Source organism: Methylobacterium sp. J-092, from assembly GCF_022829325.1.
Taxonomy (GTDB): Bacteria; Pseudomonadota; Alphaproteobacteria; order Rhizobiales; family Beijerinckiaceae; genus Methylobacterium.
Genome location: NZ_JAKSXU010000075.1, coordinates 1 through 25,642 on the forward strand (window position 1 = coordinate 1; position 25,642 = coordinate 25,642).

General features: G+C 71.5%; 26 protein-coding genes and 1 pseudogene. 13 read left to right on the forward strand and 14 right to left on the reverse strand.

The features are described 5' to 3' along the window. The 3 genes and pseudogenes from MKK60_RS08235 to rfbA all read left to right on the forward strand — a co-directional run. Positions 1-172: pseudogene (locus MKK60_RS08235) on the forward strand (dTDP-glucose 4,6-dehydratase); the annotation flags it as partial. Continuing rightward, entirely contained in the window at positions 173-1,072 is a 900-nt protein-coding gene (rfbD, locus tag MKK60_RS08240; RefSeq protein ID WP_243985004.1) for a dTDP-4-dehydrorhamnose reductase, read from the forward strand. It begins immediately after the preceding pseudogene. Further along, the gene (rfbA, locus tag MKK60_RS08245) at positions 1,069-1,947 is read left to right on the forward strand and encodes a glucose-1-phosphate thymidylyltransferase RfbA (RefSeq protein WP_147844431.1); all 879 of its coding nucleotides are present in this window, start codon (positions 1,069-1,071) and stop codon (positions 1,945-1,947) included. Before rfbD ends, rfbA begins: the two co-directional genes overlap by 4 nt. A gap of 30 nt (positions 1,948-1,977) precedes the next feature. Here rfbA and MKK60_RS08250 read toward each other — a convergent pair whose 3' ends face one another. Further along, on the reverse strand, positions 1,978-2,250 hold the full coding sequence (locus MKK60_RS08250; RefSeq protein ID WP_243985007.1) for a hypothetical protein: 273 nt from the start codon (positions 2,248-2,250) through the stop codon (positions 1,978-1,980). Between the two features lie 183 nt (positions 2,251-2,433). On the opposite strand from MKK60_RS08250, the gene MKK60_RS08255 reads away from it, so the two are divergent. The 4 genes from MKK60_RS08255 (at position 2,434) to MKK60_RS08270 (ending at position 6,999) form a co-directional block, all read left to right on the forward strand. Further along, positions 2,434-3,525, forward strand: a complete 1,092-nt coding sequence (locus MKK60_RS08255) for an OpgC family protein (protein ID WP_147729421.1) — start codon at positions 2,434-2,436, stop codon at positions 3,523-3,525. 11 nt (positions 3,526-3,536) lie between these two features. After that, entirely contained in the window at positions 3,537-4,436 is a 900-nt protein-coding gene (locus MKK60_RS08260) for an SGNH/GDSL hydrolase family protein (RefSeq protein ID WP_243933955.1), read from the forward strand. Between the two features lie 95 nt (positions 4,437-4,531). Next, positions 4,532-5,878: a lipopolysaccharide biosynthesis protein gene (locus tag MKK60_RS08265; RefSeq protein ID WP_147729723.1), complete on the forward strand. Its 1,347-nt coding sequence runs from the start codon at positions 4,532-4,534 to the stop codon at positions 5,876-5,878. Then, complete coding sequence (locus MKK60_RS08270) at positions 5,875-6,999, forward strand: GNAT family N-acetyltransferase (RefSeq protein ID WP_243985009.1); 1,125 nt, start codon at positions 5,875-5,877, stop codon at positions 6,997-6,999. Before MKK60_RS08265 ends, MKK60_RS08270 begins: the two co-directional genes overlap by 4 nt. Positions 7,000-7,062: 63 nt before the next feature. On the opposite strand, the gene MKK60_RS08275 is transcribed toward MKK60_RS08270, so the two are convergent. From MKK60_RS08275 to MKK60_RS08290, 4 genes are all read right to left on the reverse strand, one after another. Next, on the reverse strand, positions 7,063-7,500 hold the full coding sequence (locus MKK60_RS08275; protein WP_243985011.1) for a hypothetical protein: 438 nt from the start codon (positions 7,498-7,500) through the stop codon (positions 7,063-7,065). A gap of 67 nt (positions 7,501-7,567) precedes the next feature. Further along, positions 7,568-7,888 carry a c-type cytochrome gene (locus tag MKK60_RS08280; protein ID WP_147728826.1) on the reverse strand — a complete coding sequence of 107 codons (321 nt, stop codon included), beginning with the start codon at positions 7,886-7,888 and terminating at the stop codon, positions 7,568-7,570. Between the two features lie 131 nt (positions 7,889-8,019). After that, the gene (locus MKK60_RS08285; RefSeq protein ID WP_243985013.1) at positions 8,020-9,315 is read right to left on the reverse strand and encodes a PQQ-dependent sugar dehydrogenase; all 1,296 of its coding nucleotides are present in this window, start codon (positions 9,313-9,315) and stop codon (positions 8,020-8,022) included. A 148-nt stretch (positions 9,316-9,463) separates the two neighbouring features. Further along, positions 9,464-10,966 carry an NAD(P)/FAD-dependent oxidoreductase gene (locus tag MKK60_RS08290; RefSeq protein ID WP_243985016.1) on the reverse strand — a complete coding sequence of 501 codons (1,503 nt, stop codon included), beginning with the start codon at positions 10,964-10,966 and terminating at the stop codon, positions 9,464-9,466. Between the two features lie 168 nt (positions 10,967-11,134). On the opposite strand from MKK60_RS08290, the gene MKK60_RS08295 reads away from it, so the two are divergent. Beyond that, entirely contained in the window at positions 11,135-12,925 is a 1,791-nt protein-coding gene (locus MKK60_RS08295; protein ID WP_243985018.1) for a hypothetical protein, read from the forward strand. A gap of 74 nt (positions 12,926-12,999) precedes the next feature. Here MKK60_RS08295 and MKK60_RS08300 read toward each other — a convergent pair whose 3' ends face one another. The 8 genes from MKK60_RS08300 to secG all read right to left on the reverse strand — a co-directional run bounded on the left by MKK60_RS08300 (position 13,000) and on the right by secG (position 20,231). Next, positions 13,000-13,386 carry a hypothetical protein gene (locus MKK60_RS08300; protein WP_409567380.1) on the reverse strand — a complete coding sequence of 129 codons (387 nt, stop codon included), beginning with the start codon at positions 13,384-13,386 and terminating at the stop codon, positions 13,000-13,002. Then, the gene (locus tag MKK60_RS08305; protein ID WP_243985020.1) at positions 13,383-15,083 is read right to left on the reverse strand and encodes a S10 family peptidase; all 1,701 of its coding nucleotides are present in this window, start codon (positions 15,081-15,083) and stop codon (positions 13,383-13,385) included. Before MKK60_RS08305 ends, MKK60_RS08300 begins: the two co-directional genes overlap by 4 nt. Positions 15,084-15,115: 32 nt before the next feature. Continuing rightward, on the reverse strand, positions 15,116-15,568 hold the full coding sequence (locus tag MKK60_RS08310; protein WP_147728855.1) for a DNA polymerase III subunit chi: 453 nt from the start codon (positions 15,566-15,568) through the stop codon (positions 15,116-15,118). A gap of 53 nt (positions 15,569-15,621) precedes the next feature. Next, positions 15,622-16,788 carry a glutathionylspermidine synthase family protein gene (locus MKK60_RS08315; protein ID WP_243985022.1) on the reverse strand — a complete coding sequence of 389 codons (1,167 nt, stop codon included), beginning with the start codon at positions 16,786-16,788 and terminating at the stop codon, positions 15,622-15,624. Positions 16,789-16,982: 194 nt separating this feature from the next. Further along, a complete protein-coding gene (locus MKK60_RS08320; protein ID WP_243985025.1) occupies positions 16,983-17,390 on the reverse strand; it encodes a DUF1190 domain-containing protein in 408 nt (135 codons plus the stop codon). A gap of 185 nt (positions 17,391-17,575) precedes the next feature. Continuing rightward, the gene (locus MKK60_RS08325) at positions 17,576-17,974 is read right to left on the reverse strand and encodes a DUF350 domain-containing protein (protein ID WP_243985027.1); all 399 of its coding nucleotides are present in this window, start codon (positions 17,972-17,974) and stop codon (positions 17,576-17,578) included. Between the two features lie 16 nt (positions 17,975-17,990). Continuing rightward, positions 17,991-19,619 (reverse strand): CTP synthase, encoded by a 1,629-nt coding sequence (locus MKK60_RS08330; RefSeq protein ID WP_147729175.1) that lies wholly within the window; start codon positions 19,617-19,619, stop codon positions 17,991-17,993. Between the two features lie 174 nt (positions 19,620-19,793). Continuing rightward, on the reverse strand, positions 19,794-20,231 hold the full coding sequence (secG, locus tag MKK60_RS08335) for a preprotein translocase subunit SecG (RefSeq protein WP_243985029.1): 438 nt from the start codon (positions 20,229-20,231) through the stop codon (positions 19,794-19,796). A gap of 260 nt (positions 20,232-20,491) precedes the next feature. Here secG and MKK60_RS08340 point away from each other — a divergent pair, with 260 nt between their 5' ends. Continuing rightward, positions 20,492-20,932 (forward strand): nuclear transport factor 2 family protein, encoded by a 441-nt coding sequence (locus tag MKK60_RS08340; RefSeq protein WP_243985031.1) that lies wholly within the window; start codon positions 20,492-20,494, stop codon positions 20,930-20,932. A 15-nt stretch (positions 20,933-20,947) separates the two neighbouring features. Here the strand turns inward: MKK60_RS08340 and tpiA are convergent, their stop codons facing one another. Beyond that, positions 20,948-21,709, reverse strand: coding sequence for a triose-phosphate isomerase (gene tpiA, locus MKK60_RS08345; protein WP_147728023.1), 762 nt, complete (start codon positions 21,707-21,709; stop codon positions 20,948-20,950). 320 nt (positions 21,710-22,029) lie between these two features. On the opposite strand from tpiA, the gene MKK60_RS08350 reads away from it, so the two are divergent. The 4 genes from MKK60_RS08350 to MKK60_RS08365 are packed head-to-tail and all read left to right on the forward strand — an operon-like array spanning position 22,030 to position 25,596. After that, positions 22,030-22,848: an IS5 family transposase gene (locus MKK60_RS08350; RefSeq protein ID WP_243985033.1), complete on the forward strand. Its 819-nt coding sequence runs from the start codon at positions 22,030-22,032 to the stop codon at positions 22,846-22,848. Between the two features lie 47 nt (positions 22,849-22,895). Then, entirely contained in the window at positions 22,896-23,432 is a 537-nt protein-coding gene (locus tag MKK60_RS08355) for a TadE/TadG family type IV pilus assembly protein (protein WP_279604032.1), read from the forward strand. Next, the gene (locus MKK60_RS08360) at positions 23,432-24,145 is read left to right on the forward strand and encodes a TadE/TadG family type IV pilus assembly protein (RefSeq protein WP_147728021.1); all 714 of its coding nucleotides are present in this window, start codon (positions 23,432-23,434) and stop codon (positions 24,143-24,145) included. Before MKK60_RS08355 ends, MKK60_RS08360 begins: the two co-directional genes overlap by 1 nt. Beyond that, positions 24,130-25,596: a TadE/TadG family type IV pilus assembly protein gene (locus MKK60_RS08365; protein WP_243985036.1), complete on the forward strand. Its 1,467-nt coding sequence runs from the start codon at positions 24,130-24,132 to the stop codon at positions 25,594-25,596. Before MKK60_RS08360 ends, MKK60_RS08365 begins: the two co-directional genes overlap by 16 nt. Positions 25,597-25,642: the final 46 nt, after the last annotated feature.

The window sequence follows — 25,642 nt, forward strand, 5'->3', positions numbered from 1 at the left end:
CGAGGCCGAGATCGGCTGGGCGCCGTCCAAGACCTTCGAGCAGGCGCTGGAGGAGACCGTGCGCTGGTACCTCGACAACGCGGCCTGGTGGCGCCCGATCCGCGAGGGCCGCTACGCCGGCGAGCGCCTCGGCCTCGCCCCGGCCGCGCCCGCCGCGACGGGCGGCGCCTGAATGGACATCCTCGTTCTCGGCGGCGCCGGCCAGGTCGGCACCGAGCTGCAGGCCTACGCCTGGCCGGACGGCGTCCGGGTCCACGCGCCCGACCGCGCCGCCCTCGACATCACCGATGCGGAGGCGGTGGCGGCCCGGATGGCGGAGCGCCCCTGGGGCGCGGTGATCAACACGGCCGCCTACACCGCGGTCGACAGGGCCGAGGCCGAGCCGGTGGCCGCCTGGCGCCTCAACGCGCTGGCGCCGGCGATCCTCGCCGCCGAGACCGCGCGCCACGCCGTCCCGCTGGTGCAGGTCTCGACCGACTACGTCTTCGACGGCACGCGCGACGGCGCCTACCGGCCCGACGCCCCGATCGCGCCGCGCAGCGTCTACGGCGCGAGCAAGGCCGGGGGCGAGCTGGCGGTGCGGGCCGGCAACCCGCGCCACGCGATCCTGCGCACCGCCTGGGTGGTGAGCCCGCACCGGGGCAACTTCGTCAAGACGATGCTGCGGCTGTCCGCCGAGCGCGACCGGCTCACCGTGGTCGACGACCAGCACGGCTGCCCAACCTCGGCGGCCGACCTCGCCGCGGCGCTGGCCGCCGTCGCCCTGCGGATGGCGGGCGACGCGGGGGCGCCGACCGGCACCTTCCACTGCGTCAACGCCGGGACGACCACCTGGCACGGTTTTGCGCAAGCCATCGTCGCCGGCAGCGTCGCCCGCGGCGGGCGCTCCGTGCCGGTCGCGGGCATCCCGACGAACGCCTACCCGACGCCGGCCCGGCGGCCGGCGAACTCGGCGCTGTCGACCGAGAGCCTGAACGCCGCCTACGGCATCGCGATGCGGCCGTGGCAGGCGGCGCTCGACCCGATTCTCGACCGCCTGATCGGGCCGGTCACAACGGAGGCCTTCCGATGAAGGGCATCATCCTGGCCGGCGGCTCCGGCACGCGGCTGCATCCGGCGACGCTGTCGATCAACAAGCAGCTGCTGCCGGTCTACGACAAGCCGATGATCTACTACCCGGTCTCGGTGCTGATGCTGGCCGGCATCCGCGAGATCCTGATCATCTCGAGCCCCGAGCACCTCGACAACTACAAGCGCCTGTTCGGCACCGGCGAGCAGTTCGGGCTGCGCTTCGCCTACGCGGTGCAGCCGAGGCCCGAGGGGCTGGCGCAGGCCTTCCTCATCGGCCGCGAGTTCGTCGGCGACGATTCCGTCGCCTTGATTCTCGGCGACAACCTGTTCTTCGGCGCCGGCATGACCGAGCTGCTGGCGCGCGCCGCCGAGCGCAAGGCGGGGGCGACGGTATTCGCCTACCACGTCGAGAACCCGCAGGCCTACGGCGTGGTCACGCTCGACGCGGCCGGGCGGCCGTTGCGGCTGGTCGAGAAGCCGGCCGAGCCGGAATCGACCTGGGCGGTGACCGGCCTGTACTTCTACGACAATCAGGTGCTCGACATCGCCGCCGCGGTGACGCCCTCGGCGCGGGGCGAGCTCGAGATCACCTCGGTCAACGAGGCCTATCTCGAGCGCGGCCAGCTCCACGTCGAGAAGATGTCCCGCGGCTACGCTTGGCTCGACACCGGCACGCACGACAGCCTGCTCGAGGCCTCCGAGTTCGTGCGCACGATCCAGCACCGCCAGGGGCTGCAGGTCGCCTGCCTGGAGGAGATCGCGTTCGAGCAGGGCTTCATCGGCCACGAGCAGCTCGTCGCCCGCGGCGAGCTGTTCAAGAAGACCGCCTACGGACAGAACCTGTTGCGATTGGCACGCGAGAACCCGGCGGCGTGAACTCGGGTTCAGTGAACCGCCGGGCCGCCGTCACTGCTTGCTGCAGCCGATGCAGATGCCGCGCATGAGCTGATCGTCCTTCTTCTCGTTGGCCGTCCGCGTCTCCCGGTCGCCCAGCCTGCCCTCGCCGGCGGCGCCCGGGCGCGGAACGGTCTGGCCGACGCTCGAGGTGTTCGGCGCGGTGATCGTCGTGGTCGGCCCGCCGCCCGTGCCCGTCTGGGCCTGGGCGAGCGCTTGGCCCGACCATGTCGCGGCCACAGCGGCGGCGAGGGCGAAAGCGGAAATTCCGTGGGTTCTGGACATCGTCGGCTCCTTGTCCCGGCGTAACGCGGGCGACGGCGTGTCGGTTCGACCCGCGGGGCGGGGCGTCTGCGGCGCACCTTTGCAGTCGGGCCTGCGCCGCCGTATCAGGACCGGCCTTCGCCGCGTTGCGACGCGCCGCCGGCGGACGAACCCGCACGCCGAACTTCCGGAGCCGACACCGCGATGCGGGAACCGAACGCGATCGATTTCTGGCGCGGGCTCGCCCTGGTCACGATCTTCATCAATCACGTCCCCGGCAACACCTTCGAGCGCTACACCTACTCGCAGTACGGCATCTCGGACGCGGCCGAGCTGTTCGTGTTCCTGGCCGGCTGGTCGATCGGCATCGCCACCCGCGGTCGCGACGGCACACCCGAGCCGCGCCTGCGCTCGGTGCTGCGCCTCCTGTCGCGCACCATCGAGGTCTACCGGGCGCAGCTCGCCGTGATGGTGATCGCGCTGGCGATGATCGCCGGCACCGCGCTGGTCTTCGACAACCCGCTGATCCTCGAATGGCACAATGCCGGCGGGTTCTTCGCCGACCCGATCCAAACCGTCGTCGGCATGGTGCTGCTCACCCACCAGCTCGGGTTCTTCAACATCCTGCCGCTCTACGTGGTGCTGCTCGGGATCGCCCCGGTCTTCGTGCTGATCGCCCGGGAGAGCCGGCTCCTCGCCCTCGGGCTCTCGGCCGGCCTCTACCTCGCCAGCCTCGTCGAGGAGTGGAACCTGCCGTCCTGGCCCGGGCAGGGCGACTGGTTCTTCGATCCGTGGTGCTGGCAGCTGCTCCTGGTGCTCGGCTTCGTCCTGCAGGACTGGAACCGCACCTCGGGCACGCTGCGGCTGTGGTCGCGCCGCCTGTTCCCCCTCGGGATCGCGATCGTCGTCCTCGGGATCGTGCTCTCGGTGCTGGAGATCCGCCCCGATCCGATGCTGGTCCCGGACCCGCGACTGCTGTTCAGCTTCGACAAGACCTACTTGACGCCGGCGCGCCTGTTACATTTCGTGGGCGTCCTTCTCGCATTCGGCCCGGTCTACGGTATCATCGCGCCCCGCATCCCCTTGATTGTCGGGTATCTTGCGAGCCTGGGCCGGAATTCCCTGGCCGTGTTCTCCATGGGATCGATCTTGAGCCTCGGCGGCCAGCTCCTGCGCTTTCGGACCGGCGGCGGATTGATCGTCGACATGATCGTGCTCGCCGTCGGCATCGTCGGCCTCGGCGCGACCGCGTGGTTCGTGGAATGGCGCGGCCGAAAAGTCCGGGTGGCGTCGTGAGGGCCGCCGCGATGCGCCGGATCGCCGCCGCCCTGCTCCTCGGCCTCATCGCGAGCGCCCCCGCGGATGCGCAGGACGCCCCCCGCGAGGCCGCGCCCCGGTCGAGCGGCGCTCCCATGATCGTGTCCCCGCCCTCCGGCGCCGCGGCCAAGGAGGCGGAGCCCGCCGATCCCAGCCTGTCGCCCGAATGCCGCGTGCCGGGCTCGCAGCTCTACACGCTGGCCCAGCTCGAGGCGGTGAAGGCGGCGATCCTGAAGAAGCGCCCGGTGCGGGTGCTCGCCATCGGCGGCAATGCCGCGCCCGGCGCCTCCGCGACCTACCCGGTCAAGCTCGAGACGGCGCTGGAGCGCGCGATGCCCAACGTCGACGTGGTGATGGAGTATCGCGGCCTCCAGGGCGAGATCGCCTCGGGCGCGGCGGAGCGCCTGCGCAGCATGGTGGCCGACGTCGAGCCGGACCTCGTGATCTGGCAGGTCGGCACCCACGACGCCCTCGCCCGGGTCGAGCTCGACGCCTTCACCGACGCCCTCACAGAGACCGTGAGGTGGATCAAGTCGCACGACATCGACGTGGTCCTGGTCGATCCGCTCTACACCGCCAGCCTCGCCGCCGACGCGTACTACACCAGCATCGTCCAGTCGGTGCGCACCGTGGCGACGAGCGAGAAGGTGCCGCTGGTGCTGCGCTACGACGCGATGCGCTACCTCGCCGGGCGCAGCGACAAGGGCGAGGGCCACATGCTCGGCCAGCAGTTCCGGCTGAACGACCTCGGCCTGCGCTGCATGGCCGAGCATGTCAGCCGGGCGATCACGCTGTCGCTGCAGCAGCCGGACGCCACCGGCAGCGCGGCCGCGCCGCCGCGCGAGACGTCCGGCACCGTGGGCGCGGCGGTCGCGCCCCCCAGGCCGTGACGGCGCCGGCCCATTAACCCCGCCGCAACGGGGCCCGGGTTAGGGCTCGGGTCCGATCCGCGCGGTGCGGAACCGCGCGGTCGAGGGAGGCGGAGATGGCGGCGGCGACCCTCGGCTCGGCCGTCCGCCGCCTGCGCATCGCCGCGACCGGCCCGGCCCGCACCGCCCTCGACGTGTTCGCGATCCGCATCGCCTCGGCCGGTTTCGCCTACGGCGCGCAGGTGCTCACCGCCCGGCTGATGGGCTGGCAGGAATACGGCGTCTTCGCCACGGTCTGGGTCTGGACCGCGATGATCGGCCATTCGGTGACGCTCGGCCTGTCGCAGGGCGCCTGCCGCTTCCTGCCGGTGGACCAGGCCCGCGGCGACCTCGACCACGCCCGCGGCTACCTCGTGGCCGGCGCCGTCGCGATCGGCGGGGCGGCCCTGGCCGTCGCGCTGCTCGGAGCCGCGGTGCTGACGCTGTGGCCGGGCTGGGTCGCCGGGCCCTACCGCGCGCCGCTCCTCGTCGCGGCGCTCGTATTGCCGCTGTTCGCGCTCCAGGATTATCTGGAAGGCCTCGCCCGCAGCCAGAACTGGGCGGTGCTGGCGATCGCGCCGCCCTACCTGCTGCGCCAGACCGTGATGATGGTCGCGATGGTCGCCGCGATCCTGCTCGGCGCGCCGGCCGAGGCCTGGGTGGCGATGGCCTGCATGCTCGCCGCCGCGATCCTCGCCGTCGCGATCCAGGCCGGGCTGGTGCTGGCGCGGATGGCCCGCACGCTGCCCCGGGGCCCGCGCCGCTACCGCTGGCGGCACTGGCTCGGCGCCAGCCTGCCGATCGCGCTGATCGACCTGGCCAATGCCGGCTTCACCTTCGTCGACGTCGTCGTGCTCGGCTTCCTGATGCCGCCCTCCGCCGTCGGCCTGTACTTCGCCGCGACGCGGATCCAGCAGTTCGTCGTGTTCGTCCATTTCGCCGCCGTCGCCGCCACCGCGCAGCGCTTCAGCGCGGCGCACGCGGTCGGCGACCGGGACACGCTCGCCTGGCTGGTGCGCCTGCAGGGCCGCGGCACGTTGGCCGCCACCGCCCTGGTGGCGCTCGGGGTCGTCGCCGCGAGCCCGCTGCTGCTGGCGATGTTCGGGCCGCAATTCTCCGACAGCATCCCGATCCTCGCGGTGCTGGCCGCCGGCAGCGTCGCGGCGAGCCTGTTCGGCCCGGGCGAGGACCTGTTGACCATGCTCGGCGGCGAGCGGCTCTGCGCCGGCATCACGCTGGCGATGCTGGCGGTGGCGGTCGGCGCCTGCCTCGTCCTCGTGCCGCCGCTCGGGGTGATCGGGGCGGCGCTGGGGATGGCGCTGACCACGGTCCTGCGGGCCGGCATCCTGGCGCTGGCGGCGCGGCGCGTGCACGGCCTCGCGACCCCGGTCTGGGCCGGCCTTTTCGCGATGGGCGCCCGATGATCCGGGTCGCATCGCCCGTCCCCGCGATCGAGGCCGGGCCGTCCGACGCGCCGCGTCCCGAAGAATGGGACGACCTGTTCGGCCGCGCCCGGGCGCCGCATCCGCATTACGCGCGCCACGTCGTCGAAGCGCACCAGCGGGCGGGCCTCGCCGCCGAGGCCCTGCGTTTCGTCACCGTCCGCCGCGAGGGACGGCTCGAGGCCGCCCTGCCCTACCGGATGGTGCGCGATCTCAGCGGCCTCGGCGGGCGCGTCGCGCGGCCCTTCCTCTCGCCCTTCGTCACCGCGACGGCGCCCCTCGTCGCCGACGGGCCGGATGCGGTGTTCGACGCCCTCGTCGCGGGCCTCGGCGCGGCCTCGGGCAGGCGCGCCTGGCGCTGGCCGCTGCTGTCCCTCGACAGACCGGCCGGCGCCGGGCTCGTCGCCGCCATGGACCGCGCCGGCTGGCGCCGGGCCACGGTGGCCGCCTTCGAGCGCCCGGTGCTCGACCGGCGCCCGAGCCACGACGCGTTCCTCGCCGGCCACCCGCACAGGGCCCGCCTGAAGGACCTGCGCCGCCGCGCCAAGCGCTTGAGCGAGGCCGGCGCGGTGACGTTCGAGACGGCGGCCTCCGGCCCGGGCCTGGAGCGGGCGGTCGCCGCCTTCCTCGCGCTGGAGCGCGCCGGCTGGAAGGGCGCGGCCGGCTCTGCGATGGCCTCTCGCCCGGAGCACGCGGCCTTCGCGCGCGCGCTGTTCGGGCCGACGCACGGGCCCATCGGGGCGCGCGCCGACATCCTGGCCGTCGACGGCAGGCCGGTCGCGATCAGCCTCGCGCTCACCGGCGGCGGCACCGCGACGCTGCTGAAGACCGCCTACGACGAGGACCGGCGCGCCTGCGCCCCGGGCCTGCTGCTCGAAGCCGAGATCGTGCGCGCCTGCCACGAGACCGCCTTCGCCGACCGGCTCGATTCGGCCACGCTCGCGGGCTCGGCCCTGGAAAGCCTGTATCGCGAGCGCGAGCGCGTCGCCGAGATCATCGCGATGCCGCCGGGCCGCGATGCGCTCTCGCTGGAGCGGCGCGTCCGCCTCGCCCGCTTCGAGCACCGCGCCCGCGACGCGGCGCGGCGGCGCCTCGGCCGCTGAGGCGTCTTCTTTGCAGTCGCGTTTTCTTCACACGATCCCGCCTCCATCGCGCTCGAAAACGCGTCACGTGCGCCGGCGGTGCCGGCCGTCGAAGAAGGCGGGGTCCGTCAGCCCGGCGGCGAGCACGCCGAACAGCCCGAGATGCAGGCCGAGCGCGGCGACGCTTTGCAGCGACCACAGCGCGAGGGCGCCGCCCGCCATCAGCGCCGGGCCCGCGACGTAGGCGCCCCCCCGCCAGCCCGAGGCCGGCTGCCCGAGGCGCAACCAGCACGCGGCGAGCGCCATCGCGGCGAACCCGCCCTTGATCACGGCCATGGCGCGGATCACCCGCACCAGATCGGGATCGATCGCCGTCGTCGGGGCGCGCGCGACGATCAAGCCCGCGGCGGCGAGCGCCAGGACGGTGCCGAGGGCGAGCAGCCCGCGCGGCGCCGGCATGGCCGGCCATGCGCGCTGGCGAAAGGCCGGCGCCTCCGGGCGCGGCATCGTCGACGTCCACATCGGAAACCTCCGCGTCGTTCGATCGGGATAGGGCGACGGGGCGCCGGGCGAAAGCCGCCTTGGGACCTCAGCCCGGCGGGATCACCTCGATCTGCAGGCCGCCGTAATAGGCGGCGAGGTTGGCGATGTCGGCGTCCGACAGGTCCTTCGCCACGACCGACATCACCGGGTTCTGCCGCGTCCCGTCGCGGTACTCGGTCAGCGCCTTCACCAGGTAGATCTCGACCTGGCCGGCGAGGTTGGGGGCCTCGGGCAGCTTCGAGAGCCCGTCCATGCCGTGGCAGGCCTGGCAGGCGGTGGCCCGCTTGCGCCCGGCGGCGGCATCGCCCGCCTGCACGGCGACGGGCGCGAGGGCGAGGATCAGGACGAGGAGGGACGGGCGGAGCATGGGGTGACCGGAAGCATTCAGGGGGACTCAGACAGCGCGTGCAACGCGCTGGGCGACGCCGGCTCGGCGCGTTCTCCCTCCCCCTACGCGGGGGAGGGAAGAGGGTGCACGGCCCTCGACGGCCGATCGCCCTACTTCGCGTCGCCTTCGTACGAGATCCGGTAGATCGCCCCGGCCGCATCGTCGGAGACCAGGAGCGAGCCGTCGAGCAGCACCGCGACGTCCACGGGGCGGCCGAGATACTCGCCGTCGCCGGTCAGCCAGCCCTCGGCGAAGGGCTTGGGCGCGCCGACCTTGCCGTCGGAGACGGGCGCGAACATGATCCGCGCGCCCACCGGCTCGGTGCGGTTCCACGAGCCGTGCTCGGCAATGAAGAGGCCGCCGCGATAGGCCTGGGGGAACTGCTTGCCGTTGTAGAAGGTCAGCCCGAGATCGGCCGCGTGCGGCGGCAGCTCGGCCACCGGCGCGACCGCGTCGGCCGGCGGCGCCTGGTCCTTGTACTCGACGGTGCGGACGGCGCCGCCGCCGAACCACGGGAAGCCGAAGTTCTCGCCGGCTTTCGTCGCGTGGTTGAGCTCGCCCGGCGGCTTGTCGTCGCCCATGCCGTCGACCTGGTTGTCGGTGAACCACAGCGTCTTGTCGGCCGCGAAGTCGATGCCGACGGAGTTGCGGATGCCGGTGGCGTAGACCTCGCGGTTCTTCCCGTCGGCGTCCACGCGCACGATGCCGCCGATGCCGTGCGTCCGGTACAGCTCGAGCTTCTCCGGCGCCGGCACGTTGTAGGGCTGGCCCAGCGCGATGTAGGTCTTGCCGTCGGGCCCGACGCGGCAGACGCGGGCGGTGTGGTTGTAGCTCTCTTCCCCAGCCGGGATCAGCTCGCCCTGCTTGACGACGATGCCGGCGGCGACGTCCGGGTTCTCGTAGAAGAACTCCGCCGCGGGGAAGGACAGCACCCGGTTCTGCTCGACGACCGTCAGCACGCCGTCCTTCGAGAAGCAGACGCCGTTGGGGATCTTGAAGTCGATGCCCGGCGCGAAGGCGCGGACCTCGTCGGCGACCCGGTCCTTGTCGCGGTCGGTGACGGTGTAGACCTTGGTCTTGCGGGTGCCGACGAACAGCACGCCGGCATTGGGGCCGACCGCGATCGAGCGGGCGTCGGGCACGATCGCGTAGAGGTCGATCTTGAAGCCCTCGGGCAGCTTGATCCTGCCGAGCGTCTTGCGGATGGCGTCGGCCTTGCGCCCGGTCTGCGGGATCTCGGGCGCGGGCGCCGTGTTCGTGCTCTTGAAGCCCTGCAGCTTCTCCAGGTCGTCCGCCTTCGCCTTGGTCTCGGCGGGGGACGCGCCCTGCGCCAGGGCGGAGGTCGCGAATCCCGAGGTCGCGACGGCCGCGCTCGACAGGAGCGCGGCGAGAATCACCGATCGCATGGGGACCGATCGCATGGGGCTTGCCTCCCGAAACCGCCCCTGCAACCGGGCGTTGGCGGGGAGTGTATGCCGCGCGCCGGCATCGGCAAGGCCGCGTCGTGACGCGGGCGCATCACTGTCTTGGCAAACGCCCCTCGCTCCCGTCGCCTCAGGCGACCTTGCGCGGCACCAGCCGCTCGCTGCCGAGCGCGGCCTGCGCCCCCGATACGCCGGCCTCGGTGTACTCGGCATCCTCGTTGACCCGCCAGACGTCGTGGCGGCGATGGCCCGCGACGATGTTCTCGACGGTGAGCATCGCCGTCATCATCGCGTGGTCCTGGTTGTTGTACTTGTGCATGCCGTTGCGGCCGACGAGGTGCAGCGTCGGGAAATCCCGCTCCAGCTCCATCCGCACCATTGCGACGTTCTCGGCATAGGTCTCGTCGTAGACCGGGTAGGCCTTGGGCTGGCGCACGACGCAGGCGTCGACCACGTCGGCCGGGTCGATCAGGCCGATCTGCCCGATCTCGCGCTTGGCCAGGGCGACGAGGTCGGCGTCGCTCGCCGTCCAGAGGCCGTCGCCCTCGAAGCAGAAATATTCGAGCCCGAGGCAGGTATGGGCCTCGTCGGGCACCATCTCGGGCGACCACGAGCGGAAGTTCTGCACCCGCCCGACCTGCACCGAGGGATCGTGGATGTAGATCCAGTTGTCGGGGAAGTTCTTCTGCGACTTGGCGATCAGCGCCACCGTGACGAAGTCGCGATACTGCAGCGCGCGCGCCTGGAAGGTGCTGATCGGCCGCGGCGTGATCGCGTCCACGAGCTCGCGCACCGGCGCCGAGGAGATCACGTGGCGCGCGGTGAAGGTCTCGCGCGTGCCGTCGCCGCGGACCGCCGCGACGCGCCACAGGCCGGCGGCGGGGTCGAACGACAGGCCGTCGACGCCGCGGTCGAGCAGAACCCTGCCGCCCTGCGCGGCGATCTTCTCCGCCGCCGCCTCCCACATCATCCCGGGGCCGCGGCGGGGATAGCGGAACGACTCGATCAGCGTCTTGATCACCGGCTCGCCGGCCTTGGGCTTCGCCCGGATCCCGAGCGAGCGCTTCAGCGCGTCGCGGATGGCGGCGCCGAGGTCGAGGCCCTTGATGCGCTGCGCGGCCCAGTCGGCCGAGATCGCGTCGCAGGACATGCCCCAGACCTTCTCGGTGTAGGTCTTGAAGAAGATCGAGAACAGCTTCTCGCCGAACTGGTTGCGGACCCAGCCGTGGAAGTGCTTCGGCGCGGCGATCGGTTGGGCGCGGGCGTAGAGGTAGGACAGCACGCAGGCGGTGCTGGTGAGCAGCCCGAGATTGCGCAGGGCCTCGAAGGCCTTCAGCGGGTAGGCGTAGTACTTGCCCTGGTAGTAGATCCGCGACAGGCGCGGCCGCTCGATGAAGTCGTCGGGCAGGAGCTCGTCCCAGAGGTCGATCACGGCCTTCGACTTCGAAAAGAAGCGGTGGCCGCCGATGTCGAACAGGTAGCCGTTGTGGCTCACCGTGCGCGAGATGCCGCCGACCTGGGTCGAGTCGCGCTCCAGCACGGTGACGTCGCGGCCCTGCTTCGACAGCAGGTAGGCCGCGGTGAGCCCGGCGGGGCCGCCGCCGATCACCAGCGTCTCGGTGTGGTGACTCATCCGCTGCCCCGACCCGTCCTGAACGGGCGGAGCCTGCGCCCGACGTGGTTAAGGAAACCTCCCATGGCGGCGGCCTTGACCGCCCGTTAAGCGCGTTCGCGGCAGGGTCGCTCGAGCGGAACGAGACCCGTCGCGGCCGAAGCGGCCGGCGGGCACCGGAGAGGCGCGATGGCGGCCACAGCTTCGTTTCCGGCCCGGAAGCCGGCACGCCTCGATGCGGGGACGATCCTGTGGCTGCTGGTGCTGTTCTGCGCGGTCACGCTGTATCCGCCGGGCGATGTGATCGAGACGATCCGGCACCTGCGCGTGCCCGACACCGACGACGCGATGCGCCTCGTCGAGGCGCGCGACCTCGCCGCCGGTCAGGGCTGGTACGACAACGTCCAGTACCGATTCCTGCCGCCGGGCGGCGTGCCGAGCCACTGGTCGCGCCTGCTCGACGCGCCGCTGGCCGGCCTGCTCCTCGCACTGACGCCCCTGCTCGGCTCCGGGCTCGCCGAGGGGATCGTCGCGGCGTTCTGGCCGCCGCTGCTGTTCGTGGTCTACGCCGCGGTGCTGTGGACCGGCGTGCGCACGACCTTCGGCAAGCGGGCGGCGGTGCTGGCGCTGCTCGCCGCGACCCAGACCTTCGGCGTCACCGTGCAGTTCGCCGCCGGCCGGATCGATCACCACAACCTCCAGATGATCGCGATCCTCGGGATGGCCATCGGCCTGATCCGTGGCGGCGGCCGGGCCGGAGCCGGAGCCGGGGCGCTGGCGGCCCTGTCGCTGGCGATCGGGCTCGAGGGCCTGCCCTCCGTCGCGCTCGGCGCGCTGTTCGCCGTCGGCGACTGGGTGCTTCGCGGGCGCCCCGCCCTGCCGGCGTTCCTCGGCTTCGGGATCGGCCTCGGGCTGGCGGCGCCGCTGCTGTTCGGGGCGCAGACCGCGCCGCATCTCTGGGGCGCGACCGCCTGCGACGCGCTCTCGCCGCCCTGGCTCTGGCTGGCGGCCGGCGGCGGCGCGGCCGCGCTCGCCTGCGCCGGGCTCGACCGCCGGGTCGGCTCCGTCGGCGGCCGCCTCGCGGTCGTCGCGGCGACCGGCGCCGTCCTCGTCGGCGGCTTCGCCCTCCTGTTCCCGGTCTGCCTCGGCGGCCCGTTCCCGGGGATGACGCCGCTGGTCCGCGACCGCTGGCTGCTCACGGTGAACGAGATGTCCTCGGTGCCGAAATTCCTCGCCGGCCGGCGGTGGGAGGTGCTGGTCTACTATCCGGTGCTGGCGCTGGCGGCGCTCGCGACGACCTGGGCGGCGTTCCGGGGACCGGCGGCGCATCGGCGCGCCTACGGCGTCGCGGCTCTGCTGCTGTGGCCGGGGCTGGTCATCGGCTGGTTCCAGTTCCGCGGAATCTACGTTGCCTCCGGGTTGATCCCGCTGGTGGCGGGTCCGGCGCTCGCCCGCGGCCTGGCGCTGGCGGCCGACCGCGCCGCCGCGCCGCGCCTGCGCCTCGGCCTCGTCGCGCTCGGGGTCGGGCTCGTCAGCACCGCCTGGATGATCCCGGTCGTGCTGGCCGGCCTGATCCGGGACGGCGGCGACACGTCCGCCACGGCCGCGAGCTTCGCCTGCCAGGCCGACGACGCGGTGACGCCGCTGGCGGCCCTCCCCCCCGGCACCGTGCTGGCGCCGATCATCATGGGACCGTCGATCCTGATGCGGACGCCGCACGCGGTGGTCGCGGCGCCCTATCACCGGGCGATCCCGGGGCTTACCGCCGCGATCGAGGGTCTCGGCGGCAGCGAGGCCGACCTGCGCCGGCATGTGGCGGCGCACGGCGTCCGCTACGTCATCGTCTGCCGCACGCGGCCGAGCCAGGGCCTCGACGGCCCTGCCTTCGCCACGCGCCTCGCCCGCGGCGACGTGCAGGCCGACTGGCTCGAGCCGCTGCCCGTCGGCGGCGACGTGCTGAAGGTCTGGCGGGTGCGATAGCCCAGGGTTCGACCGGGTCCCGTCGCCCCCCTGCCTTCATAGCGGTCGTGACACGGAGGCGCGCCTTCGGCGGCCTACTTCACCACGCGGTCGAGCTTGTTGTTGACGAAGAAGTACAGCTCCTTCGCGCCGGGCTCGGTGTAGAGCACCTGGACCTCGCGGCCGGCGCGGCCTTCCCCGACCAGCACGTCCACCGGCGGGCGGCCCTTCAGCCGCACGAGATCGCACTCGCCGATGCCCGGCTCGATCGCGGCGGCGCTCGCCGGGGCCGGACCGGTGCAGGATCCGTCCGGCGCGAGCACCGGGCCGGTGAAGGTCGCCGCCGCGGGCACGCGCGGCGGGATTGGCACGATCTCCGAGGGCGCGGGCGGGGGCGTCCGCTCGGTCACGGTGCAGGCGCCGAGGAGGGCGGCCGCGATCAGGCCGGCGCCGGCGAGGGTCCGCAGATCTGGCAACGTCACGGCGCCTCCTTGCGCTGCGGGTTGGGGGCCGTCGCCTCGCGCGCCTTCAGCGCGGCGGCGTAGAGGGCGGAGACATCGCGCTTGAACGCCGCCCGGGCATCGGGGCGGGAATAGAACATGTGCCCGCCGGGGTACACCGCCAGCGACAGCCGCGGCTCCGCCCCGTAGGACGGGATCTGGTCGATCAGCAGCTTGGAGGCGAAGTACGGCGTCACCAGGTCGGTGAAGCCGTGCGCCACCAGCACGCGGACGTTGCCGTCGAGCGCCAGCACGCCGCGCAAGGCGCCGACCGCCTCCGGCGCGGAGCGGCCGCCGCCCCAGCTCCAGCCTCGGTTCACGGCCGTGTTCAGGAGCTCGTAGCGCAGGTTCGTCACGCGCCAGTTCAGCGTCTTCGCGTAGAGGTCGATCATCGCGCTGGTGAGCGGCGCCTGGAGCGCGGTGAGCAGCGGGTCGTCGAAGCCGGAATGCGCCGCGGTCGGGTCGGGGTCCCATCCCGAGACGCCGGTGTCGTAGGCGCTGGCGACTCGGCCCGACGCGCGGTCGACCTCGCGCTGGACGCTGCTCGAGGACAGCCGGCCGCCCTGCGCCTTGACGAAGGCCGGGTCGAGCCCGGTCAGCGCGGCGACGCGCTCGGTCAGGCGCGCCACCGCCGGCGCGTCGTCGGGCCCCTTGAGCAGGTCGGCGAGGTAGGCACCGGTGGCGTAGCGCTCGGTGTCGGCCAGGGTCTCGCGGGTCGGCACGGTGCCGGCCCGCTCCAGGGCGCCGGCCGCGTAGGAGGGCAGCCGCAGGACGTTGCCCCAGGGGTTGGCGCGCGGGGGCGCCAGGGTGCCGAAATCGAGCACCGGCGACAGCAGCACGAGGCCCGACAGCCCGACGCCGATGTCCTCCTGCAGCTTGGCCGCGATGAGCGGTCCCCGGAAGCCGCCGTAGCTCTCGCCGACGTAGAATTTCGGGTCGCCCATCCGGGTGTTGACGCGCAGGTAGCGGGCGATCGCCGCCGACAGCACCGAGGCGTCCGACTCCACGCTCCAATACGCCTTGCCGTCGCCGTCCGCGGCGCGGCTGTAGCCGGTGCCGACCGGGTCGATGAAGACGAGGTCGGTGAAGTCGAGCCAGGTGCCGTCGTTCGGCACCAGCGCGACCGAGCGCGACGGGCTGATGCTCGCGCCGTCGGCCGGCAGCCGCCACGGCCCGATCGCGCCGATGTTCAGGTAGGCGGAGGCCGCCCCCGGCCCGCCGTTGATCGCGAAGGTGATCGGCCGCACCGTCCCGGCCGCCGCGGGCCGGGTGTAGGCGACGAAGGCGATCTCGGCCTGCAGCTTGCCCGATTCGTCGACCAGCGGCAGGCTGCCCGCGGTCGCGGTGAAATCGAGCTTCTGGCCGTTGGGAAGCGTGACGCTCTGCTCGGTGGTGACGTCGGGCGGGAGCTTCTTTCCCTCCGGCGCGCGCGCCTCGGTGGGCCCGCGCTGCGGCGCCTGCGCCGCCGCCGCAAGCGGAACGATCGCGAAGAGAAGCGCGACGAGTGCCGCGAACCCCCTCCCCCCTCTGCGGGGGAGGGTGGCCCTCGCGTCAGCGAGGGTCGGGAGTGGGGCGCGACCTCTCCGGATACGGCGCTCCCCTCTCCCCCTCTGCTCCGCAGGGTACCCGCCCCCGCAAAGGGGGGAGGGAAGAACGCGCGCCATTTTCATGATCGGCATGGTCGGTCCTGCATTCCAGTCGCGGGGGAGCGTCACGCCTTCTTCAGCCAGCGGCCACCGTCGTCCTGCTGCCAGTAGGCGACCGCGTGGCCGGCGGCCTTGGCGGCCTTCCACTGCTCGCGGGCGCGCAGGAGCGCGTCCTGGTCGGTGCCGTCGAACAGCACGCAGATCCGCTCGTAGTCGCCCGCATCCGGCGGCAGGTCCGCGCCCTCGACGAGGAAGCGGATCGCGGCGGCGTTGGGGTTGGTGTCGCGCAAGGTCAGCACCACCGGCTGGCTCGCCGCGTCGGGCTCGCGATCGGTGCCGTGGGGCAGGAAGCTGTCGTCGCGGAAGGTCCAGAGGTGATCGTCCAGCGCCTGGAGCCGTTCCTCGCTCGCCGCCTGGATCGCCGCCTGCCAGCCGCGCTCGCGCGACTTCTCGACGAGGTTCGGCAGCACCGCTTCGAGCGGCTGGTTCTGGAGGTGGTAGAAGAGGATGTCCGTCACGCCCGCTCAGATAGGCCGGTGGGCGCGCTTTGCACAGCGCGTCATCGGCGCACTCACCCGGGCAGGATGACGTGCGGGACGAACAACGCCGCGTCGGTGGTGATCGGGCCGGCCGCCTCGCGCAGGCCGATCCCGACGCAGGCGTCGCCGACGATCCAGGCGCCGACGAGGGCGTGGCGCCCGTTGAAGCACGGCAGCTCGGCGAGCGCCTGCCGGACATGGCCGCCCGCGCCGTAGGGGCCGTGATCCTGCGCCAGCACCGCGCCGTCGCGCACCATCAGGACGTTGGCGCCCTCGCGCGAGAACAGCGGCTTCTTGACGAACGAGGCGCCGAGCCGCGCCTTCTGCGGGTCGTTCTCGAAATAGGCCGGCAGCAAGGTTCGGTGGCCGGGCTCGCGGGCGTAGAGGTGCGGCAGCAGCCCCTTGTTGGACAGAATAGCCTTCCAGGGCGGTTCGAGGAACCGCGTCGGCGTCGCGGCGAGCGCTGCGCCGAACGCATCCGCGAACGCCCATTCCCACGGGTAGAGCTTGAACAGGGTCGCGATCGGCGCCTCCGTCCGGTCGACGAAGGCGCCGCTCGCGGCAAGGCCGATATCGCCGAGGTCGAGGAAGCGGGTCGCGAGGCCGGCCTGGCGCGCGCAATCCTCCAGGTAGGCGACGGTGCCGCGGTCCTCGGGCGCGTCGGCGTAGGCCGCCAGGGCCAGGGAGGTGCCGTCGACCGCCCGAGACCGCTCGATCAGGCGCTCGTGCACGGCGTTGAACTGGTCCGAGCCCGCCGGCACCCGCCCGAGCCGCAGCAGGTCCTCGAGCCAGAGCCACTGGAACACCGCGGATTCGTAGAGCGCGGTCGGCGTGTCGGCGTTGTATTCGAGGAGCTTGGCCGGGCCGGTGCCTTCGCCGCCGTAGGCGAGGTCGAGCCGCCCGTAGTGCGAGGGGTCGCCGCGGCGCCAGCTGGTGCGCACGACGTCCCACATCGCCTCCGGGATCGCCAGGGAGGCCAGGATGCGCGCGTCCTCGACCGCGTCGGCGACGAAGGCGAGGCACAGCGCGTGGAGCTCGGTGCCCGGCGCCTCGATGTCGCGCTCGATCTCGCCGAGCGTGAAGGCGTAGGCGTGGCTCTCGTCCCAATAGGGCGCGCCGTCGAGGGTGTGGAAGGTGAAGCCGTTGGCCCGCGCGCTCGCACGCCAGCCCGGCCGCTCGCCGATCGCGATGCGGCGCATCAGCCGCCGCTCCCGTGACCCGCCATCCCGTGGGAGGCGAAGCCCCGGCCGGTCGCGCCGAACCCGCCGAAGGCGGCCGGGCGCACCGCGGACGAGGCGACGCGCGCGTGCGACGACGCACCGCCGCTTCCGGTGACGACGCGGCCGCCCCAGCTCGTGCAGTAGCCGCCCGATCCGGAATACGCCGCCCCGGCCTAGCCGAGGCGATGATCGTAGACGGGCTGCGGCTCGAGGGCCTGCTCGATCCGGCGGCCGATGACGTAGCCGGCCAGCATCGGCACGAAGCGGCCGGCCGCGCTCGTCGCAACGGCGGTTCCGTCGACGCAATGCCCGGCGCCGTGATGCCCCTCGCAATCGGCCAGGGAGAGGTAGCGCGGCGCCGCCTCCGGATAGGCCGCCAGCGCCGTGGCGTAGGTGCTCCGGCAATCGGCCTCCGTCCGAATGCCGCCGCGGATGCAGGCGTCGGGACCGCCGTAGACCAGGACGTCCTCCTCGCGCTGCGAGGGATCGTACCGCCCGAGCGCGAGGGCCGTGGCGCCGGCGCCGGCGACGAGCGCGACGGTGGTCGAGCGCTTCGAGGACCGTTCGATGGACGAGGCCATGATCGTTCGGACCGTCTCGGACGGCCCGGCTCCCTGGCGGCAGAACGCCGCGAGGCCCGGATGTAGGAACGCCGGCGGCCCTTGAGAAGATCGTCCAGCTTCGCCGGCCGGCTCCGCCGCGGCGCCCGATGCGCGATCCGCGACGCCTGGCGCCGCTCGCTCGGCGGATCACGATCGCGGGCTCGTCAGTAGGTCATGGCCGCCGCATCGATCACGCCGCCGGCGAGCGACGCCGAGGCGAGCAGGATCGCCGCGGCGCCTTCGCCCGCCGCGATCCGCCGGGACAGGTCGGGCAGGACGAGCCGGACCAGAAAGTAGATCAGGATCTGCGCGACGAGGGCGACGAGGCCCCAGATCACGCAGTCGAGGGCCGATTGCGCGTTGTAGATCGCCACGGCCAGCGGCAGCGCGTAGCCGAGCAGGCTGCCGCCGAGCGCGGTGGCGGCGGCGACGTTGTTCGCCCGCATCAGCGCGATCTCGCGGTGCGCCGTCGCCGTCAGGTAGACGCCGAGGTAGAGCGCCACGAGCCCGCAGGCGATGGCGCCGTAGCCGAGGAAGGCGGGCAGCCCGGAGATCGAGGTCATCGCGGGCGGTCCCGCCTCACACCAGGCGGCTCTGCTCGATCGCGGCGCCGACGAAGCCCTCGAACAGCGGATGCGGCGCGAAGGGACGCGACTTCAGCTCCGGGTGGAACTGCACGCCGATGAACCACGGGTGGCCGACATGCTCGACCGTCTCGGGCAGGAGCCCGTCCGGCGACAGGCCGGAGAAGCGCAGGCCCTTGGCCTCGAGCCGCTCGCGATAGGCCATGTTGACCTCGTAGCGGTGGCGGTGGCGCTCGGAGATGTGGGTGCTGCCGTAGATCCCGGCGATCTTCGTGTCGGGGTGCAGCGTCGCATCGTAGGCGCCGAGCCGCATGGTGCCGCCGAGGTCGCCAGCGGCGGCACGCTGCTCCAGCTCGTTGCCGCGCAGCCACTCGGTGAGCAGGCCGACCACCGGCTCGGCCGTGTCGCCGAACTCGGTCGAGTTCGCGTCCGGCACGCCGGCGAGCGACCGGGCCGCCTCGATCACCGCCATCTGCATGCCGAAGCAGATCCCGAAATACGGGATCTTCCGCTCGCGGGCGAAGCGCGCCGCGCGGATCTTGCCCTCCGCCCCCCGCTGGCCGAAGCCGCCGGGCACCAGGATGCCGTTGATGCCTTCGAGGAACGGGGCCGGGTCCTCGCGCTCGAACACCTCCGCCTCGATCCATTCGAGGTTGACGCGGCAGCGATGGCTGATGCCGCCGTGGATCAGCGCCTCGGTGAGCGACTTGTAGGCGTCCTTCAGGCCCGTGTACTTGCCGACGATGGCGATGGTGACCTCGCCCTCGGGGTTCTTCACCCGCTCGGAGATCGTGCGCCAGCGCGACAGGTCCGGCTCGCCGTCGTGGGCGAGGCCGAAATGCGCGAGCACCTCGCGGTCGAGGCCAGCCTCGCGGTAGGAGAGCGGCACGTCGTAGATCGAGGCGACGTCGCGCGCCTCGATCACCGCGGTCTCGCGCACGTTGCAGAACAGCCCGAGCTTGCGCCGCTCGTCGGCGGGTATCGGCCGGTCGCAGCGGCAGAGCAGGATGTCGGGCTGGATGCCGATCGAGCGCAGCTCCTTCACCGAGTGCTGCGTCGGCTTGGTCTTCAGCTCGCCGGCGGACGGGATGTAGGGCAGCAGCGTCAGGTGCACGAAGGCGGTCGAGCCGCGCGGCAGGTCGTTGCCGAGCTGGCGGATCGCCTCGAAGAACGGCAGGCCCTCGATGTCGCCGACCGTGCCGCCGATCTCGACGAGCACGAAATCGAAGGCGTCGTTGCCGTCGCGGACGAAGTCCTTGATCGCGTTGGTGACGTGCGGGATCACCTGGATCGTCGCGCCGAGGTAGTCGCCGCGGCGCTCCTTGGCGATGATGTCCTGGTAGATCCGGCCGGTGGTGATGTTGTCGGCGCGCGTCGCCGGGACGCCGGTGAAGCGCTCGTAATGCCCGAGGTCGAGGTCGGTCTCGGCGCCGTCGTCGGTGACGAAGACCTCGCCGTGCTGGGTCGGACTCATCGTGCCCGGGTCGACGTTGAGGTAGGGGTCGAGCTTGCGCAGGCGGACCGAGTAGCCGCGCGCCTGGAGCAGCGCCGCGAGCGCCGCCGAGGCCAGACCCTTGCCGAGCGAGGAGACCACGCCGCCGGTGATGAAAACGTACCGCGTCATGGGCCTCGGTCCATAGAGAAGGCTGGGCGATTCGCCAAACGGCATGCCACCCGCACCGCGCGATTCCCACGGAATTCGCACAATGCTGGATTGGGCCGGCCTAGGGCGGGAGCGTTAAGTTTCCTTTGCCCGATCGAACGGCGCGGCTGCGTCGTTCCGATTCGATCGCGGCGTTCAACGCGACTGGGGCGCGTCCGGAACGGCCGGCTGGGTCGGAGTCGGGGCCGGGGCCGCCGGCGCGGCGGGCGCCGCCGGGGTGCCCGCGGCCGGGGTGTTGTTCTGCCGGCGCAACGTGTCGAGCAGGTTGTCGGCGCCCGCGGGCTGGCCGGCCGGCTGCGTCGTGCCGTTGGCGCCGTCGAGGATCGATTTCGGCGCGGCGGAGCGGTGCGACATCACCGCCAGCGTCAGGCTGGTGACGAAGAACAGGGCGGCGAGAATCGCGGTGGCCCGCGTCAGCGCGTTGGCCTGGCCGCGCCCGGTCATGAAGCCCGAGACGCCGCCGCCGCTGCTGCCGGCGCCGAGGCCGAGCCCGCCTTCGGACCGCTGCAGCAGCACCACGCCGATCAGCGACAGCACGATGATGAGATGGACGACGATCAGGACGGTCTGCATCGGAATTCCGGAATCGTTCTTGCGCGCGCCGGTCCCGGGAGCCGCTCGCTGGGACGGGGAGCCGGACACGACGGCCGGAGCTGCATCGCACCGGCTACAAATCTGCCGGGGGCATACACCACAAGCGTGCGGGCGCCAAACGTGACGATCGGCGCGCCGATGTCAGCCGCCCGGCTCCCCGGACGATCGCTCCGCGTGCTCAAAGGCGGGCGCGAAGAGCGGCGCTTCGGATCGACCGCCTCGGACCGGAGGATGACGCCATGCCCATCTCACGCCGCCTCGTGCTCGCCGTGGCGCTCGCCGCCTCCGTCGCCCGGGCCGCCCCGGCGGGCGCGGCGGGACCGGAGGCCGAGGTGGAGGCGGCGGTCGACACCCTGACCGCGGCCCTGCTCGCGCCGGACGCGGCCACCCTCGACGCGCTGGTGCTCGACGGCCTGAGCTACGGTCATTCGAGCGGCGCCGTGCAGGGCAAGGCGGCCTTCGTCGACGCGCTGACGAGTGGGCGCTCCGCCTTCCCGAGCATCGTCCTGTCGGACCGCTCGGTCTCGGTCGTCGGCGAGGACGCCATCGCCCGGCACGTGTTCAGCGGCGAGACGACCTCCGGCGGCAAGACCGCGCCGGTGCGCATCGGCGTGATGCAGGTCTGGCACCGGGACGGCGGCCGCTGGCGGCTGCTCGCCCGGCAGGCCTACAAGATCTGAGCGGGCGCGGATCGCTCAGGCGTAGGCGGCGCAGATTCCCAGAAAATCCTCGGCGACGAGGCTGGCGCCGCCGACGAGCGCGCCGTCGACGTTCTCCACCGAGAGCAGCTCGCGCGCGTTGCCGGGCTTGACCGAGCCGCCGTAGAGGATGCGGATCTTGGCCGCCTCCTCGCCGACGAGCTTGTCGAGCATCTCGCGCAGGGAGGCGTGGACCTCGGCGATCTCGCGCGCCGTCGGCGTGCGGCCCGAGCCGATCGCCCAGACCGGCTCGTAGGCGATCACGGTGTCGGCGCCGGTCGCGCCCTTCGGCGTGCCGATGGCGAGCTGCGCCCGGACGATGTCGAGGGCCCGGCCCTGCTCGCGCTCCTCCATGGTCTCGCCGACGCAGATGATGCCGCACAGGCCGGCGCGCCGGGCGCCCAGGGCCTTGGCGTGGACGCCGTCGTCGGTCTCGTGATGGTAGGCCCGGCGCTCGGAATGTCCGACGATGACGTAGCGCGCGCCGAGGTCGGCCAGCATCTCGGCGGAAATCGAGCCGGTGAAGGCGCCGCTCGGCTTGGCATGAAGGTTCTGGCCGCCGATGGCGATCGACGAGTCGTAGGTCGCGGCGACGCAGGCCGAGATCAGCGTCGAGGGCGGGCAGATCAGCAGGTCGATCGTCTCGGCGAGCGCAGGGGACAGGCCGGTCCGCACCGCGTCGACCACGGGGATCGAGGCCCGGGTGCCGTTCATCTTCCAGTTGCCCGCAACCAGGGGCCGCCGTCCCGAACGCATCATCGATGTCCCTGCCGTCCCAAACGCCTGCCGGCGCACGCGTGGGCCGGGGCTACCAGAGCCCGCATGAGGGCGCAAACCGGATCGGCCGCGCCGGGAGACGATCCGCGACGAAGATCACCCGGCCCCCGCTCCGGGGACGGGCGGCATGCCGAGACGCGATGGATCGAAAGAACCGAGGACACCCGCGCGGGGGATGCCGGCGAGGCGGAGGGGCGATAGGCCGAAAACGGCTACCTTATGTTAGACCCCGTTTCATAATGGGGTGAGCGGCAGGTGTCGCGGGCGTTGGGAGAGTGTCTGACGCTCACCCTGGATCGCCGATGTGGACCCCTACCGCTCGCACCGAGCTTGCGCGCGAAAGCCGCCCCTACGCAACCTGCCTGACCGACGCTGAATGGGCCGTCGTCGGCGCGATGCTGCCTAGTCCCGCATCAAGGGGTCGCCCCTGGCGCTGGCCGATGCGGTCGGTGCTTGATGGCGTCCTGTATGTATTACGGACAGGCTGCGCATGGCGGCACCTGCCGCATGAGTTCCCACCCTGGTCAACCGTGCATCGCTGGTTCTTGCGCCTGTCAGCTTCGGGCGTGTTCGAGCGCCTCGCCCACGTTCTCACGATGGACGACCGCGAGCGAGCCGGGCGTGAGGCCAGCCCGACGGGTGCCGTCATGGATGCGCAGGCGGCGCGCTCGGGCGGCGTCGGCGTCGATGGAGAACGCGGCTACGATCCAGCCCGGCGTGTGGTGGGCCGCAAACGCCACGCGCTGACCGACACGGATGGCCGTCTTCTGATCGCCGCCGTCTCGCCTGCTGACCTCCACGACAGCCATGGGGGAGTTGCGCTTTTGCGTGCCTCGCGCGGTCTCTGGCCGTTCCTGGCGCACTGCTTCGCAGACCGAGCTTATCGAGGCGAGCGCGTCGGAACCGCGACGGCGATCACCATCGAGATCATTGCGCCCGACGAGGGACAGAAGGGCTTTGCGGTTCAACCGCGACGCTGGGTCATCGAGCGAACCTTCGGATGGATCAGTCGATGCCGCAGGCTCGCCCGTGATCACGAGGCGACGGCCTCTTCCGCACTCGCCTTCTTCGTCCTGGCAGCAGCTATGATCCTCGTCAGACGCCTGGCACGAGCGTTATGAAACGGGGTCTTAGATCGGCCTTAATTCCTGACATGCGATCACGGCGCATGCGCGGTCCACGGACATTCCTTCATGCGAGAGGCGGAGCGACGGCGGTCGAATTCGCCCTCGTCGCGCCGATGCTGCTGTTGATGATCGCCTTCGTCATGGCCGTCGCCCTGGTGATGTTCGTCAACCAGCGGCTCGATTACGCGACGAGTCAGGCCGCGCGGCAGGTGATGATCGGCAAAGCCAAGATCAATGGCATCGATCAGGCGACGTTCAAGACCGCGCTCTGCAGCAGGCTGCCGGCCGTGATGTCGTGCGGGAACGTCGTGGTGAACCTCTACAAAGTGCAGCCGACCTTTGGCGCGAAGAGCGGCTACTACGCCTTCGTCAAGCCGGACGTCAGCGGCCTCCTGGTGCCGTCCCAGACGAGCGGATCGGGCCAGTACGATCTCGGCAATGCTGGAGACTATCAGTACCTGCAGGTCATCTACCCGATTTCGGTCCTGCCGAGCGTCTTCGCATCCATGCTCGGCACCGACGGCTCCACGAGCTACCTGGCGATCTCGACGGCGGCATTCCGCAACGAGAAGTTCTGATGGCACCCCGTCGGCCATCCCTCACGCAACGCTTCCGCGACGACCGGCGCGGGCTGTCGGCGGTCGAGTTCGCGCTCGTCCTGCCGGTGCTGCTCGCGCTGATGCTCGGCGGCATCCAGTTGGTCACGTACGTGAACGCGACGCGCAAGGTCGAGCTCGTCGCGCACTCGATCAGCCAGATGATCTCACAGGTGCCGCCGCCGCCGGGGGCCACGATCGCCACGGTCAACGCGACCGACCTTCACTTCAGCTTCGATTCGGCGCTCGTGCTGTTCCCCTACGTCATGAAGGATGCGGCCCGGCAGAACGTGCTTTGGTCGAACGACATCACCATCAAGTACGCCAGCGTCGCCTTCACGCAGAAGTCGACCGCCTGCAACGACCCGGCCGACATGAGCGCCTGCTACACGGCCAACGTCGTGTGGACGAGCACGGGCACGTCCGGCAGCACCCAGCGCTCCTGCGGGACGCCTTTGCTGCCCGCCGACAATACCGCCGCGCCGAACGTCGGAACCTTGCCGCGCTCGGTCTACGGTCCCGGCTCGATCATCGTCATCGACGTGGCATTCACCTTCAAGCCGACCTTCGGCGCCAAGTTCTTTTCAGGCAGCCAGATCGCCCGCTCGGTCTACGTCCAGCCGCGCTACGCCACCCTCGTGAACTACGACACCGCGAACAGCGACGGGATCGCCACGAAATGTTCTGGCTACTGAACCGCCTTCGCCGGGCAGACCGGCACGCCATCTCGCGTCCGAGCTTTGCGGAGGCACGGGGTGGCAACGTCGCGATGATCTTCGGCCTCAGCCTCATCCCGCTGGTCGGGCTCATCGGGCTCGGGGTCGATTACGGCGTCGCGATCACCAACAAGACGAAGCTCGACGGCGCGGCGGACGCGGCCGCGGTCGCGGCCGTGGCGACGGCCAAGGCCTACATCGCCGCCAACCAGGGCCAGCCCAACCTCACCGCCAAGGCGATCGCTGCGGGCATCACCCAGGCCACCAACGTCTTCAACGTCAACGCGGGGAAGGTGCCGTTCACCACCTACACGCTGCAGACGCCGCAGCTGGCCCCGGACGGCCAATCCCTGACGTCGACGGTCGCCTACACCGCCACCGTGACGAACACCTTCGGCCGGATCTTCCGCACGCCGACGACCCCCCTCGCCAACACGGTGACCGCGTCGACCGACCTTGCAAGCTACCTCGACTTCTACGTGATGGTGGACGTGTCGGGATCGATGGGGCTGCCGACCTCGGCCAGCGACATGAACCTGCTCGCCAGCATGAACGTCGAATCGACGCTCACCGATTCCAAACAGGGATGCATGTTCGCTTGCCACTGGCCCGGAGCCAACGGGTGGAACCTGGCAGTCAATTACAAACCGAAACCGATTCAGTTGCGTTCGGATTCTGTCAACAATGCCGTTTGCTCGCTGCTTCAGCGTGCCACGAGCCAAATGATCGTCCCGAACCAGTACCGGGTCGGCATCTATCCGTTCATCAATCAGTTGGCGACGCTTTCTCCGCTCTCCAGCAACCTTGCCACGGCGAACACGGCGGCCGAATGCACGAAGCAACCTCCAATGGCGTTCACCAATCTTCTCGATACCAACACCACCCAGCTCTCCGTCAACGGCGATCCGAGCACCGGCACGGGGAGCGGCGGGACGCATTTCGAGGTCGCCCTGCCTCAGATGAAGTCGACCATCTCGGCTTACGGTGATGGCTCATCCACCAGCAACCCGAAGCCGTTCGTGTTTCTCATCACGGACGGCATGCAGAACGGTCAACACTACTATCTTTGGAAGAACGGAAAGTACACGTATCCTGGAAACCCATCGAAGTTCAACGGCTATGCCAACGCGTGGTGGGACGGCTCCAGCCCCGCCCAGATGGACCCGTCCAATTGCACAGCGCTGAAGAACGCCGGCGCGACAATTTCAGTCCTCTACATCCCCTATATTACGATCAACTCAACCAACGACGGAACCTATACGGCTTGGAAGAACAATCAGGTCAACCAATTCAGCCCGACGCTCTCGACCCCGCTCAAGAGCTGCGCCTCGCCGGGCTTCTTCTTCACGGCCAGTTCGGCGGACGAAATCAACGCTTCGCTGAGCGCGATGCTCGACCGCGCCGTGAAGATGACCCGCCTGACGCAGTAGGCTCGGCGGCGGCCTTTGCCTGCCGGTGCGGACTAGGCTATCGCGG

Excerpts from the sequence above, each read along its gene's own strand:
- rfbD (WP_243985004.1), top strand. The coding sequence starts at position 173 with ATGGACATCCTCGTTCTCGGCGGCGCCGGCCAGGTCGGCACCGAGCTG.
- rfbA (WP_147844431.1), top strand. The coding sequence starts at position 1,069 with ATGAAGGGCATCATCCTGGCCGGCGGCTCCGGCACGCGGCTGCATCCG.
- MKK60_RS08250 (WP_243985007.1), bottom strand. The coding sequence starts at position 2,250 with ATGTCCAGAACCCACGGAATTTCCGCTTTCGCCCTCGCCGCCGCTGTG.
- MKK60_RS08255 (WP_147729421.1), top strand. The coding sequence starts at position 2,434 with ATGCGGGAACCGAACGCGATCGATTTCTGGCGCGGGCTCGCCCTGGTC.
- MKK60_RS08260 (WP_243933955.1), top strand. The coding sequence starts at position 3,537 with ATGCGCCGGATCGCCGCCGCCCTGCTCCTCGGCCTCATCGCGAGCGCC.
- MKK60_RS08265 (WP_147729723.1), top strand. The coding sequence starts at position 4,532 with ATGGCGGCGGCGACCCTCGGCTCGGCCGTCCGCCGCCTGCGCATCGCC.
- MKK60_RS08270 (WP_243985009.1), top strand. The coding sequence starts at position 5,875 with ATGATCCGGGTCGCATCGCCCGTCCCCGCGATCGAGGCCGGGCCGTCC.
- MKK60_RS08275 (WP_243985011.1), bottom strand. The coding sequence starts at position 7,500 with ATGTGGACGTCGACGATGCCGCGCCCGGAGGCGCCGGCCTTTCGCCAG.
- MKK60_RS08280 (WP_147728826.1), bottom strand. The coding sequence starts at position 7,888 with ATGCTCCGCCCGTCCCTCCTCGTCCTGATCCTCGCCCTCGCGCCCGTC.
- MKK60_RS08285 (WP_243985013.1), bottom strand. The coding sequence starts at position 9,315 with ATGCGATCGGTGATTCTCGCCGCGCTCCTGTCGAGCGCGGCCGTCGCG.
- MKK60_RS08290 (WP_243985016.1), bottom strand. The coding sequence starts at position 10,966 with ATGAGTCACCACACCGAGACGCTGGTGATCGGCGGCGGCCCCGCCGGG.
- MKK60_RS08295 (WP_243985018.1), top strand. The coding sequence starts at position 11,135 with ATGGCGGCCACAGCTTCGTTTCCGGCCCGGAAGCCGGCACGCCTCGAT.
- MKK60_RS08305 (WP_243985020.1), bottom strand. The coding sequence starts at position 15,083 with ATGCCGATCATGAAAATGGCGCGCGTTCTTCCCTCCCCCCTTTGCGGG.
- MKK60_RS08315 (WP_243985022.1), bottom strand. The coding sequence starts at position 16,788 with ATGCGCCGCATCGCGATCGGCGAGCGGCCGGGCTGGCGTGCGAGCGCG.
- MKK60_RS08320 (WP_243985025.1), bottom strand. The coding sequence starts at position 17,390 with ATGGCCTCGTCCATCGAACGGTCCTCGAAGCGCTCGACCACCGTCGCG.
- MKK60_RS08325 (WP_243985027.1), bottom strand. The coding sequence starts at position 17,974 with ATGACCTCGATCTCCGGGCTGCCCGCCTTCCTCGGCTACGGCGCCATC.
- MKK60_RS08330 (WP_147729175.1), bottom strand. The coding sequence starts at position 19,619 with ATGACGCGGTACGTTTTCATCACCGGCGGCGTGGTCTCCTCGCTCGGC.
- secG (WP_243985029.1), bottom strand. The coding sequence starts at position 20,231 with ATGCAGACCGTCCTGATCGTCGTCCATCTCATCATCGTGCTGTCGCTG.
- MKK60_RS08340 (WP_243985031.1), top strand. The coding sequence starts at position 20,492 with ATGCCCATCTCACGCCGCCTCGTGCTCGCCGTGGCGCTCGCCGCCTCC.
- tpiA (WP_147728023.1), bottom strand. The coding sequence starts at position 21,709 with ATGATGCGTTCGGGACGGCGGCCCCTGGTTGCGGGCAACTGGAAGATG.
- MKK60_RS08350 (WP_243985033.1), top strand. The coding sequence starts at position 22,030 with ATGTGGACCCCTACCGCTCGCACCGAGCTTGCGCGCGAAAGCCGCCCC.
- MKK60_RS08355 (WP_279604032.1), top strand. The coding sequence starts at position 22,896 with ATGCGCGGTCCACGGACATTCCTTCATGCGAGAGGCGGAGCGACGGCG.
- MKK60_RS08360 (WP_147728021.1), top strand. The coding sequence starts at position 23,432 with ATGGCACCCCGTCGGCCATCCCTCACGCAACGCTTCCGCGACGACCGG.
- MKK60_RS08365 (WP_243985036.1), top strand. The coding sequence starts at position 24,130 with ATGTTCTGGCTACTGAACCGCCTTCGCCGGGCAGACCGGCACGCCATC.